Origin of the sequence: Bacillus mycoides (genome assembly GCF_001757995.1) — a bacterium.
Classification (GTDB): Bacteria; Bacillota; Bacilli; order Bacillales; family Bacillaceae_G; genus Bacillus_A; species Bacillus_A mycoides_B.
Map to the genome: position 1 here is coordinate 97,760 of NZ_LXLV01000023.1, position 12,807 is coordinate 110,566.

At 34.3% G+C, this 12,807-nt stretch carries 10 protein-coding genes and 1 pseudogene; 8 read left to right on the plus strand and 3 right to left on the minus strand.

Annotated elements, in window-relative coordinates; genetic code table 11:
- Positions 1–18: 18 nt before the first annotated feature.
- A complete protein-coding gene (locus tag BWGOE10_RS08715) occupies positions 19–1,167 on the minus strand; it encodes a PD-(D/E)XK nuclease family protein (protein WP_070141729.1) in 1,149 nt (382 codons plus the stop codon).
- A gap of 433 nt (positions 1,168–1,600) precedes the next feature.
- Between BWGOE10_RS08715 and BWGOE10_RS08720 the strand changes: the two genes are divergently transcribed.
- From BWGOE10_RS08720 to BWGOE10_RS08740, 5 genes and pseudogenes are all read left to right on the plus strand, one after another.
- Positions 1,601–3,646, plus strand: a complete 2,046-nt coding sequence (locus BWGOE10_RS08720) for a class I SAM-dependent methyltransferase (protein ID WP_081338096.1) — start codon at positions 1,601–1,603, stop codon at positions 3,644–3,646.
- A 2-nt stretch (positions 3,647–3,648) separates the two neighbouring features.
- Positions 3,649–4,038 carry a hypothetical protein gene (locus tag BWGOE10_RS08725; RefSeq protein ID WP_070141731.1) on the plus strand — a complete coding sequence of 130 codons (390 nt, stop codon included), beginning with the start codon at positions 3,649–3,651 and terminating at the stop codon, positions 4,036–4,038.
- 481 nt (positions 4,039–4,519) lie between these two features.
- Positions 4,520–4,948, plus strand: a complete 429-nt coding sequence (locus tag BWGOE10_RS08730) for a hypothetical protein (protein WP_070141732.1) — start codon at positions 4,520–4,522, stop codon at positions 4,946–4,948.
- A gap of 98 nt (positions 4,949–5,046) precedes the next feature.
- A complete protein-coding gene (locus tag BWGOE10_RS08735) occupies positions 5,047–6,999 on the plus strand; it encodes a bifunctional metallophosphatase/5'-nucleotidase (RefSeq protein ID WP_070141733.1) in 1,953 nt (650 codons plus the stop codon).
- A 246-nt stretch (positions 7,000–7,245) separates the two neighbouring features.
- A pseudogene (locus BWGOE10_RS08740) lies at positions 7,246–7,509 on the plus strand (SAM-dependent methyltransferase); the annotation flags it as partial.
- A 226-nt stretch (positions 7,510–7,735) separates the two neighbouring features.
- On the opposite strand, the gene BWGOE10_RS08745 reads toward BWGOE10_RS08740, so the two are convergent.
- Complete coding sequence (locus BWGOE10_RS08745) at positions 7,736–8,266, minus strand: GNAT family N-acetyltransferase (protein ID WP_070141734.1); 531 nt, start codon at positions 8,264–8,266, stop codon at positions 7,736–7,738.
- Between the two features lie 143 nt (positions 8,267–8,409).
- Here BWGOE10_RS08745 and BWGOE10_RS08750 point away from each other — a divergent pair, with 143 nt between their 5' ends.
- The 3 genes from BWGOE10_RS08750 to BWGOE10_RS08760 all read left to right on the plus strand — a co-directional run bounded on the left by BWGOE10_RS08750 (position 8,410) and on the right by BWGOE10_RS08760 (position 11,108).
- Positions 8,410–9,108: a response regulator transcription factor gene (locus tag BWGOE10_RS08750; RefSeq protein WP_070141735.1), complete on the plus strand. Its 699-nt coding sequence runs from the start codon at positions 8,410–8,412 to the stop codon at positions 9,106–9,108.
- Positions 9,074–10,159, plus strand: coding sequence for a sensor histidine kinase (locus BWGOE10_RS08755; RefSeq protein ID WP_081338097.1), 1,086 nt, complete (start codon positions 9,074–9,076; stop codon positions 10,157–10,159). The genes BWGOE10_RS08750 and BWGOE10_RS08755 overlap by 35 nt, the downstream gene beginning before the upstream one ends.
- An 88-nt stretch (positions 10,160–10,247) precedes the next feature.
- Positions 10,248–11,108, plus strand: a complete 861-nt coding sequence (locus BWGOE10_RS08760; RefSeq protein ID WP_070141738.1) for a M23 family metallopeptidase — start codon at positions 10,248–10,250, stop codon at positions 11,106–11,108.
- Between the two features lie 58 nt (positions 11,109–11,166).
- On the opposite strand, the gene BWGOE10_RS08765 is transcribed toward BWGOE10_RS08760, so the two are convergent.
- Entirely contained in the window at positions 11,167–12,462 is a 1,296-nt protein-coding gene (locus BWGOE10_RS08765; protein ID WP_070141740.1) for an Nramp family divalent metal transporter, read from the minus strand.
- Positions 12,463–12,807 lie beyond the last annotated feature (345 nt).

A 12,807-nucleotide genomic window follows, 5' to 3' on the forward strand; every position in this document is an offset into this window, starting at 1 on the left:
AAGTAGTTCTGAAAGGTTTTAATCTTCTTCCTCTTGAGCTAAAGATAAAGAGATATCATCACGTACAATAGACAGTCTCTTCCTTTCACCATTTGGATACACGATACTCCACAATGCATATCCATTGTAACGATCTGTGTAATTTTCATCACCTTTAACATAGTTTACTGCGGCAATGGCAGCAGCCGAAGGACTACTATATTCTTTTCCTTCAAAAAGAATCTGGCCACTTGTTAAGTCGATTTCTGCCTTTGTTACGGCGTTTCCATAAGTAGTCTCTAGGTATTTTTCGTCCTCGGTTAGTCTTGAATATACCTCTTTCCAAGAAATATTTGATTTACGGATTGGAGATGATGTTTTGACCTTTCTGTCTGCAGGTGTTTCATTTTTAACCGCATCGAATATCTCATCTAATACGTCCTTATACTTATCATATATGGTTACACACAATTCATCGTTTACTCTTGCCATCGGCTTATTCACTCCTTTATAGACCATGCGAAGATTATGGATATATTCCTCTAAAATATTTTTATTTGCTGTTGTAATTTTGGGGTGATTCAAACAAGGCAATATGACGAAATCATATAGTCCTTGGTAATCAATTTGAATAAATTCAGGACATTTTGGTTTTACTGTGGTATCTGGAGACAAAAAGATCTTAAGTTCATGTTGATACGAGTCATCCATCTGATTTAAGATTTTTGTATAGGTTTCAGTTTGGTCTTTGTTTTCTCTTGCGAACACCTTATTCTCCACAATGATTCTCATCAAATCATTCGTCATATATAAATCAAATCGAGCCCGTAATTCCTGGTTTGTTTCAGGAATAACTACAGACGCCGCTACCTCAGTTGCAACTTCTAATTCCTCTAGTTGAAGTGAGCCCGATTCGATTAAATCAAAATCAACACTTGTTTTCTTACTTGATAAATTCTCCTCACTAATATAGTAAAGAAAACGCTTCAGTGGGAAAGTATCTAAATTCAACGAAGACATTGGTGAAAGTAACCAACTGATAAAAGAACTATGCATCGTTTCGCGGTGTCCAAAACCCAATAATTGAAACAAACTTTCTTTTTCAAAAGATTCTTGTAAACACAAGAAATCCGGATCACTAATCAACTTATTCAGCTGAGTTTTCAACTCTTTTTCATTTCTTATCATCTTTTAACCTCCCGATCTCATTATATATAAATATTGTAAACTAACGTTAATGGAATAATCAAATTTTTTTGTAAAAAAATAAAGCGATATGAAACTTATCCTTAATCGTATAATCAATTTTTTCAAAACACGTGTTTTTCTTCTATTTTATCAGATATGATTTAGTACTTTCTTAGTTTTGGTTAGGAAAATTTATATACTTAAAGTAAAGGGATTAATTCCAACAATAAAATATATGGATGTTAATGTTTGTTATTGGAACAAATGTAAGAGTAAATAAAGAATAAGAATTAAAAAAAGTATTTAAAATGATAAACAGACAGGGGAGAAATAGATATAATTAAAATGGTTATCCATGAATATATATAGCCCGTATCATCGAGGGGGAAATGTGATTACGGGCGTTAGGGTAATGCGAGGATATTGATTATATATGGGGGTAAATAAGTTGAAAAACATTGAAGTTCTAAATAAATACATTGAAGGGTTTTCTGATGCTCTCCCTACGTGGTTAAAGCATCTAATCGAGGCAGAGGAGATACATCAAAACTATGAGAATGTACAGGTACTTGGTGCATTAAAGACAGATGCGGTGTTGTACTATGTACACCGTACGCTGCAAGTGTTAGATGGGTTGTCTTTAGATGAAGAAGCGTATCGCATTATTGAAAAGGTACTAACGCATAGTGAGCTTGCAAAGGTAGGCTCTTTAAAACAGCGGGAGCAATGGAAGAAAAACGGGATTAACCTATTGGTACATAACGAGGGTTCTGCTGATATCTTTAGTGATATTCAGTTTATCGAACGTATAGAGACAAACTTAAACTCTACTGAGTATTTGTTTGTTCGAGACTTAATTAGAACACATGGATTAATCGGGCAGTATATCCGCGGGGAGGCTCGTTTGGACTCTCATGTTGATTTGATTAACACGTATAAAGAAGAGTACGGGGACGTTAGGTTAAAGGAGATTCTATACTATCTTAACCAATGTATTATTGAGGGCGTATCAAAATCCTTGTGGAGTGAAGTAAAGAACGATGTGAAGATTACAATTGATGGTCTATTTGATGGCTATGTGGAGCCATTTACTTCTCGCATACATAGACTCACGCCAAAACATAAGGAGTCAGCATTTGAAAAAGATATAATTATGGGGAATGAGAAGAGTGGCGTTCAAACCTTCTTATCTGATAAGGATTTGTGGTATGTAGAACCGTCTATGCATGCTCTTAGCTTCGAGGATATTTGGACAGTTTTTGTTATGTTAAAGAACGAGATAGGCACTGGAAAGGTTCAGCATATCCATTTCGAGAAATTGATGCAGCAGTTGCACTATGATTTCAAAGGCGAGAAGAAGGACAACGTATATCGTAAGCGGGTTATTGAGAAGTATCTACGGGAGTACCGTGAGAACGAGAAGCCGGATACAACGCATGTTTCTTTTGAGGTTAAAGTCGATGAAGATATGAAGACTGCGTATGTGTCGTTTCAGTTTTCTGCTGTAGGTGAGGCGTTAATTACCTTCTGTGTAGAGGCAGAAAAGATAGATATGATGCATGCTCGGGCAAATGTGCTGCTGTTTGATTTCTTCGGGTTACGTAAGGATGCGTATGATAGATTCCATAACGAAGAAGTGTATCTGGAGCATATGAATAGTTCGGCTGATGATAAACGAATTATTCTTGATTATATAAAGGGAGATACGGTTGTAGATGTCGGAGCCGGTGGTGGTGTCATGCTAGACATGATTGAAGAAGAGACCGAGGATAAACGAATCTACGGTATCGATATTTCCGAAAACGTGATTGATACGTTGAAAAAGAAGAAGCAGAACGAGGGTCGCTCTTGGGACGTCATTAAAGGGGATGCAATCAACTTAAGCAGCTCGTTTGATAAAGAATCGGTTGATACGATTGTATATTCTTCTATCCTTCATGAGCTGTTCTCTTATATCGAGTATGAAGGTAAGAAATTCAATCATGAAGTAATTAAAAAGGGGCTGCAGAGTGCCTACGAGGTGTTAAAGCCAGGAGGTCGTATTATCATTCGTGATGGCATCATGAATGAAGATAAAAGGTTAATGCGTGTGATTCGTTTTAAAGATGCGGGCGGAATGAAGTTCTTAGAGCAGTATGTCCATGAATTTAAGGGGCGTATAATCCAGTATGAGGTACTTGCAGACAATACAGTCAAAATGCCTGTTAACGATGCGATGGAGTTCTTATATACGTATACCTGGGGCGAGGATTCCTTCGTTCATGAGGTGCAGGAGCAGTTTGGAATCTTTACACCAAACGACTATAAGGATTTCGTAAAGGGTATCTTTGGAGATCAAGTAAACATCATTCAAGCTATGAACTATTTGCAGGATGGATATACAAATCATCTAGACGAGAAAATTGAGTTTAAAGATGAGTCTGGGAATGCAGTTGCGCTACCGGATAGTACGTTCTTTATGGTTTTAGAAAAGAGGTAATGATGTTGAAAGTTTTTAAAAATACAATTTTATTTGTTTTATGTTTAGTAGTTCTTAGTGGTTGTTTTACAAGAGAGGGAACTATCGTTGGTGGTAAAGTCCATGGTGCTTCAGATGGTATATCTGGGAAGTATAAAAAATTTACTGGCTCTGCGACTCAAGATATGAAAGTTAAAAAAGGTGAGAATTGGATATTTTCTTTTGACGATAAAACGAAACAAGGAACTATAACTGCTTATGTTGTAGATTCAAATGATAATACAATATTAGAGTTTAATAGTGGAAAAGGCGAAAATAATATTAAAGTACCTAAGGATGATACATATAAGGTTAAAATTAAAACGGAAGAACATGGTGGGGAATTTCAAATATCATGGAAAAAAGAAAAATAGTTTTCTCATTTTTAATTAAATTGTTTTGAATTTATATTATGGTGGAATATATATTGACATTCCCACCCCTAAAAAGGCAAGCTGACTAACGTCAGTGGGATTCTTACTACCGAAGGTGAAGTCCATTTTTGGTATTGCTGACGTGCAATATTGCGGTGTGCCATCACCAGTATTTTGGAAAAACCCACGCTAAAAACATGCAGGATTTTATAGAGTTTTTCGGCTAATCCAGTAACAAACGAGAACCCACACTATGATAGGAATGTATAAAAAATTGCATGGATTGATAGAAAGAGAAAGAGGTAGATTCTTTATGAGAGTAGGATCTGCTTTTTCCTTGCTACCGATAAGTGGAGTTATGTAAACCTCACATATATAGAATATACATTATTTTTTACTTATCTAACGAACCGTTTTGTTAAGGAAAACTTGTTATAATATTCTCAATTGGAAAGTGCAATTTATGGGAGGATAGACCACAATGCCTGAACCGAATATGAAAATAAAAAGAATATGGGAAGATACCGATTTTTTTGAATTGAATTTTGATTTTACTGGATTTTATGGCACTGCGAACATTAATATATATACCACCAATGAAGAACTTGAAGTTTTAAAAGAGGGAATAATCAAGCTTTCCACTTTTAAACTACATGAGTTTCAATGGGTTTCAGGTGAGGATATAGACAATGTAACTCATTTCTTATCTATGAGATTCTTCTTACATGACAAAAGAGGAATTGTAGGTATTGAGGTAGTAGCTGACAATAAGCAATCAAAACCTTATTGGATGCGTTCAAATCTGTTTATTCTTACGGAACTTAATCAAATTGATGATTTTATAAAAAAAATAGAGCAGTTAATTAGTGAGGAAATTACTGAGTTGGAAGGCATAATTCCAGTCGGATAGTGATAATTTTTGTAGTTGAAGTTTTCCAAATAATAAGTTACATTTTTAAAGTTCAAGCAACTTTATGACATTACAAAAAGGGGAGAAATATTGTTATTATGCAAAAAATGAAATGGAAGAACTATGTATGTTATTTTGTAATTCTTATGCTTCTTGTAACAGCAGTAACAGTCAAACCAGCTATCTCTAAAGCTGAGGAATCTGATGTTAATATTACATTGTTGGGTACTGCAGATATTCATGGTAGATTTATGCCTTGGGATTATGCGCTTGATGGTGCAAATATGAGTGGAAGTTTAACGCAGCTTTATACGGTTATAAAGAAGGTACGTCAAGAAAATCCAAATACCATATTAGTAGATGCCGGGGACACAATTCAAGGAAACTCAGTAGAATTATTCAATGATAAGCCACAATCGCCAATGATGGTAGCGATGAATGCAATGGGATATGATGCTTGGGCATTTGGAAATCATGAATTCAACTTTGGATTAGATACATTGAAAAAAGTTAGTGAGCAATATAAGGGAAAGACGTTAGCAGGAAATATTTACAAGGAAAATGGAGAGCGTTTTCTTCCTGCATATACGATTGTTGAAAAAGATGGAATTAAAGTCGGGATTATTGGCATGAATACACCAATGATTAGTGATTTTGAAAAAGGGACAAATCATTTGGATGGTTTAGTGGTGAAAAATCCAGTAGAAGAGACAAAAAAGGCAATTAAAGAATTAGAAGGTAAAGTAGATGTAATGGTAGGAGTTATGCATATGGGCCTCGAAAATGAGAATGGCATCCCTGGTACTGGGGTTCAAGATATTGCGAATGCTTGCCCGGAACTTAGCGCTATTTTTGCAGCTCATATGCATAAACTTGTAAAAAAAGAAGTTGTAAATGGCGTAATTATTACAGAACCAGATAAATATGGAACACATATCTCACGTATTGACCTTACTTTTACAAAGCAAGATGGAAAGCTGGTTTTAAAAGATAAAACTGCTACCGCTATACCTGTAAAAAATGCTGATGGAACAACGGTATTATCTGATCCTACACTTGAAGAAACACTAACACCTTTTCACGAGTATGCGAGAGGAGATGCAAATGTTGTAGTCGCTCAATTAAAGGGTAGGAACCTTGTTCCTGAAAATGAAATAAAGGGTATTCCAAGTGTGCAGATTCAAGAGACACCTTTATCAGATTTCTTTCATGAAGTCATGCTTTACTACAGCAAAGCAGATGTAGTAGCCCATCAAATTGATAATGATTATGCCCGTTTGGATATAGGTCCTATTAAGAAAAAAGATATTGCGTACAATTACCAATATGCCTTGGGAGAAATTACAGTATATAAGATAACTGGAAAAGATTTAAAAGACTATATGGAATGGGCAGCAGGATATTTTAACTCATCTCGTGCCGGAGATGTAACAGTTAGCTTTGATAAAAACCGCCGTGCGTCTAAATACAGTACGAACGATTTCTTTGGAGGCGTAAAATACGAAATTGACTTAACAAAACCATATGGAAGTAGAATTACAAATTTACGCTCTATTCGTACAAATAAACCAATCAAAATGAGCGATGTTATGACGCTGGGAATGAATGCATATAGAATGGAGGCTCTTCAGGCAAAAGGGGGAGCTTTAGAGGGGCGTAAGTTTGAACAAATTTGGTCATCTAAACAAGAGAATGCATTCGGAGAAACAGGTGGAACCATTCGTAACCTTGCTATTACATATTTAAAAGAGGTAAAGAACGGTGTATACACGCCAAAAGTTATGAATAATTGGAAAATTACTGGAATAGATACACATTCTTCAGAGCATAAGGCTGTAGTTGATCTTGTAAATAAAGGGATTTTAGAAATTCCAAAAACAGAAGATGGAAAATATACAACTATAGCATCTATAAATACTAAAGATTCAATTACAAAAGAAGAGATTGTAGCACTCTCACAAAAAGCTAATATTAATCCGAATCAGTTTAATCATGTAAAAACAAAAGGTGAATTTTACAAAAAACTTAATAGGATTATTAAAAAAATATAAGAAAAATGGTTCTGGTGCAAAAAATCTATCAACCTTGGACATATTGATACTACTACTCTACAAAAGTGTGTGATCGGTATGGAAGCAAGTTATACGAACAACTACTTTGAGTTTGGCGTTGTAAAGAAAATCCTTAATTTAATAATCTTCAGCTAAAGAAAGTGTTTTTAGAGTAACGAACAAAGCCCAATTTCTTAATTTAAATACTGAGAAACTGGTCAGTTATCAAAAAAATTACGGTATATTAGCGGGGGAATGGAGGAAACTCCAGAAGTATTTAACAGCTTTTTTAAGGCTAGAAAGTATGAGTTTAAAAAATATCAAAATGATTTACTTTTTGATTATGACGGATTTTTGGGGAGGAATTTATCAGCATCCTATGCTCCGAAAAAAATGACGAAGAGTATAAAAGTTTTGTTTTTCTCCTGTCAGAGTTATTCGAAAAACACAGTAAGAATGGGAAAAATTGTTCTCCAAAACATTACGCGAAGCTATCTAGGAAATGTCTAAACAGCCGAACATAAAGCGGCTTTAATCGAAGTTCCCATTTGAATTTTAGATTATCATTTGCTAATTAAGATCTTCAACAAACGGGCGCGATCTTTTCCTCTTTTTTATCACTGTTGACACATGAAAAGAGGTTCAGACACAAAAATAGGCTGTGGAGAAGATTTTCTTCACAGTCTGTAAAAAACCCTTACTTTTAAAAGTAAGGGTTTTTTACACATAAATTCTATTAAACCGATTTTAATAAAGAATAAAAATTCGTATCATATGGAATATCATCTTGATACATATAATTTTTCAGAACACCTTCTTTTTCAAATCCTAATTTTAAAAGCACTTTATTTGACGCTTCGTTTTCAAGAAAGACAATTGCACCGATTCGTTTTAAATGTAGCGTGTGGAAACCATATGATATAACTTCAGAAACCGCTTCAGTAGCATAGCCATTTCCCCAGTGTTCAGGGAGAAAGGCATAACTTATATTTGCTCGTTTATGCTCAGAAGACCAATCGTGAAAACCAATTGTGCCAATGAGTTCTTTCTTATCTTTTAATTCGATTCCCCATTTTATACCATTTCTTGCATTGTAACTCAACTTGAAATTATTAAGGATTTGTTTTACTTGATCCAAATTTTGCAATGGTTTTTGGCCATAATGGCGCAGGACATCGGTATTAGAAAAGCAATGTAATATACTCGGTGCATCTTCTTCGGTAAGTTCTCTTAATACAAGTCGCTCAGTTTTTAATATAGGAAACATGTCTTCACTCCTGTTCATATGAAACTAGAATGTATTTGTTATTATATAATTTAATCTGAAAATAAAGATTATTCAAGGTGTAATGATGATTTTAATTTATGTTAAAATTGATTGTGGAATATATTTCAAAAAGAGGTTTAGATATGGAGAAAAACTCAATTTTAATTGTAGATGATGATCAAGATATTATTCAATTTATTAATGTGAATTTAATACGAGAAGGTTTTACGGTTTTCACTGCTGACAACGGAAAAGAGGCATTAGAGATAATAAATAATAACAGCATTCAACTTGCTATCCTTGATATTATGATGCCGCAAATGGATGGGATAGAATTGTGTAGAAGAATTAGAGAGAAACATAGTTTACCAATTATGTTTTTAAGCGCTAAATCATCAGATGTAGATAAAGTAATTGGATTTAGCACTGGGGCAGATGATTATATTGTGAAGCCATTTAGCACGATTGAATTTGTAGCCAGGGTGAAAGCTCAATTAAGAAGATATACATATTTCAATCAAAATAATGTCCAAGTAATTGAAAAAAAGATAAACATTAGAGGTTTAGAAATAGATGAAGTGTCGAGAACAGTAATGTTATATGGAGAAACAATCAATCTTACGAAAACTGAATATGATATTTTGTACTTAATGGCAGTTACGAGGAATCGTGTGTTCACTATTGAAGAAATATATGAGAGCGTTTGGAAAGAAAGGGCCTATGAAAGTAATAATACAGTAATAGTTCATATCGCAAGATTAAGAAATAAAATTGAAGAGAATCCAAAAGAACCGAAGTTTATTCAAAATGTTTGGGGAGTCGGATATAAAATTGAAGATTAAATCATTACAAGGCATTAGGGCTAAGTTTTTTATAGCATTCATATGTAGCATCTTGTTAGCAACTGTAAGTATAATAGCGTTTCAAATTTTGATTGGAAATATATATAGTCACGCTTCTGCGTTAGAGGAAAAATATTCATTTTTATATTTTATAGTTTTTTTGATTTTTACTACGACATACTTTGCATTCATGACAAAAACAATGATGAGAAGGTTATCTGAAATTAATAAGAACGTGAAGGAAGTAAGCAATGGTAATTTAGAAATACATATACCTATTTCGAAAAACGATGAGATTGGTGAGTTAGCGACGAATGTTAATAGAATGGCCAAAAGTTTAAAAGAGTCTATCGAGAATGAAAAAAAATCACAGAAAATGAAAAATGAAATGATTAGTAATATTTCTCATGACTTACGAACACCTGTAACATCTCTAATCGGTTATGTTGACCTACTAGAAAATAAGCTTCATTCAAATGTAGTAGAATGCGAACAATATGTAAGTGTATTAAAGCGAAAAAGCTATGAATTAAAAAATCAAGTTGATGATTTATTAGAATACTGTCAAATAAACTATAGAGAGATCGAATTACATAAAAATGTAGTAAATATAAAAGCATTAATTGAACAAATCATGATTGATTTTGTACCACAACTAGATAATGCCAATATGAAATTTTATATTAAAAGTGATGAGGAGCTACATGTAAAAGTTGATGTAGCACTTATAGTGAGACTATTTGAAAATGTAATTAGTAATAGCATTATGTACGGGAAAGATGGAAAAGAAATTTCAATTAGAATTTCCAAAAGAGAAAGGAATGTTGAAGTAGAAATTAAAAATTTTGGACAATGCATTCCGAAAGAGAACCTTCCTTACGTTTTTGAGAAGTTTTATCGTATTGAAAAATCACGCAGCTCTCATACGGGTGGAAAAGGGATGGGACTTGCAATTGCGAGAAGTATAGCGCAGCTCCATAAAGGAGATATAACTGTACGTAGTAACAATAAAGAAACGGTTTTTACTGTGATTTTACCGCATTATACATAAATGTAAGAAAGTCGTAAGTATTTCTTTCATATGTCGTAATTTTTACTTTGTATCATGGAGAACAAAGATATGAGAGTAGGGGTACAATATGTGGAAGAAATATTTGTTAGCAATTTTAGTTGCTTTTTTAATTATAAGTTGGAGTGTAGTTTATTTAGCTAATGGTGTTATATCAGTCTTTATTTGGTGGAGTATACAAGCTTTTAGCTTAATTTCAGTTTTTATTTTAATAGAGTCAGTAGTAATGTTTGTTTGGAAAGGTATTTTTAGAAAGCGGATAGATAGAACGCTACTTTTAACAGTTCTTTTCTCTTTCATTGGAGCTTGGCCCGTGGGGTGGTTTGCTAATATAGGTGGAATTGCTTATCCAGCAGATGTACAGTCTATGAGTCCTAAAATAGTCGTTCGTTTTCCCTTGAATGAACGAGCGCTAGTAGGATGGGGCGGTAATCAATTAGAAACGAACTATCACGTTATAAAACCAAATGAACGATGGGCATACGATCTTCTCATTCCACCTGCAGAAGTGAAAAGTAGTAATTTGGAGGATTATGGAATATATGGAGCGAAAATAATGGCACCTGCTTCTGGGACAGTTGTATCAATTAATAATGATGAAAAAGATTTAGTTCCGGGATCGGATAATTTTCAGTCAATGGCGGGGAATCATATTTATTTAAGGTTAGATGAAACAGGGACATTTTTGATTCTCGCTCACTTAAAGAAAGGGTCAATTAAAGTTAAAGAAGGACAATATGTAAATGAAGGGGAAGTTCTTGCCCAAGTCGGTAACTCAGGAAGTTCAAGTGAACCACATTTACATATCCATCATCAAAGGCAGGATCCATCCAAGGTGAGTATGTTTTTTACAGAAGGATTACCACTTTACTTTAGAACTGAAAAAGGAGCGACGATGCCAGAAAGAGGTACATACATAAGTGGAAATTAGAAGAGAATCATTTCGTTAAAAAAGGTATTCCAAATTAAAATTGGAATACCCTTCTTCATTAACCAACAAATGTTTGATACAGCAAGAAAATATTTAAAACGATAACGAGAGCAGCGATTAACCATGCGATGAATGTTGTAATGTTATGGTTAACGAGTGCGCCCATAATCTTTTTATTACTTGTAAACATGATGAGTGGTACTAATGCAAAAGCAATACCGAATGATAATACAACTTGGCTCATTACGAGAGCGTAAGTCGGATTTACGCCTAAAGCGATAATAACAAGCGGTGGAATCATCGTAATAAATCGGCGTAAGTATAACGGAATATGCATTCGAATGAATCCTTGCATAATAATATCACCCGACATTGTACCGACAGAAGAGCTAGATAATCCCGCTGATAAGAGTCCGATTCCGAATAAAGCAGCGGATGCAGGGCCGACTAAGTTGCTGAATTGGTTAAAAGCAACATCTAGATCTTCAACGTGTAGACCATTTTTAAAGAATAGTGCAGCGGCAACAATTAGCATACTTGCGTTAATAGCTCCCGCGATAACCATTGCAATAATAATGTCGATGAATTCGAAGCGGAAAATCTTTTTCTTTTGCTCATCATTTGTTCCGACTACACGGCGCTGCGTTAAGGCCGAGTGTAAATATATCGCGTGCGGCATTACTGTCGCACCTAAAATTCCAGCTGCTAAAAGGATGCTATCTACACCTTGGAATTTTGGAGTGAAAAGTCCTGAGAGTAGAGGGCTTAATTCCGGTTTTGCGTAAAAGACCTGGATACCAAAAGCGATAACAACGATAAAAATCATCCCTGTAATGATAGCTTCTAATGGACGAAAGCCTCTGCGTTGAAATTCAAGAATAATAAATGATCCAACTGCTGTAATTAAAGCAGCTGGTAACATCGGAATTCCAAATAGTAAGTATAAGCCAAGTGCTGCCCCGATAAATTCAGCTAAATCTGTAGCCATAATAACGAGTTCCCCTTGTATCCATAAACCAATGGAAACTGGTTTGGGGAAGTTTGCGCGAGCTACTTCAGGAAGATTTTTCCCAGTAGCGATTCCTAATTTAGCTGATAAAGTTTGAATTAATACAGCCATTAAATTAGAAGCGAGTATTACCCAAAGCAATAAATACCCATATTGTGACCCAGCCGCGATATTTGTAGCGAAGTTCCCAGGATCAATATAAGCAACTGATGCGATAAAAGCAGGTCCTAAGAATGGTAACAGTCTTTTAAAGCCTTTTGTTTGTCCACTTAACGCTAAATGGGCTGATTGAACTGTTGTACTTTGAGAAGAGACTTGTTCATCTTTTGTTATATCTTTATTCATAATAGTATTCCCCTTTGAAATCTTAACTTGATGAAATTATTGTATTTATTCTTACTCATTATTTCAATACATTTAGATATATTATGTGGCAATTTCATTTGAACATAAAAGTTTCCTTAATGCAAATTATATGACTTCGTGCAAAGAATGGTGTGACGATGTAAAAATATTTTGGGAGTTTATGGCTGCTGAATAAGGGGGAAGATAATAAATTAAAGGGCTGTTTTTGAAATTTATGTGAACATACAGCCTATATTACAGCATATTAATTGATGGAAATGAAATTGTATGATATATAATATATTGGGATTACAACTTAACCGTAGTGTTTTGTTCTGTAATCTT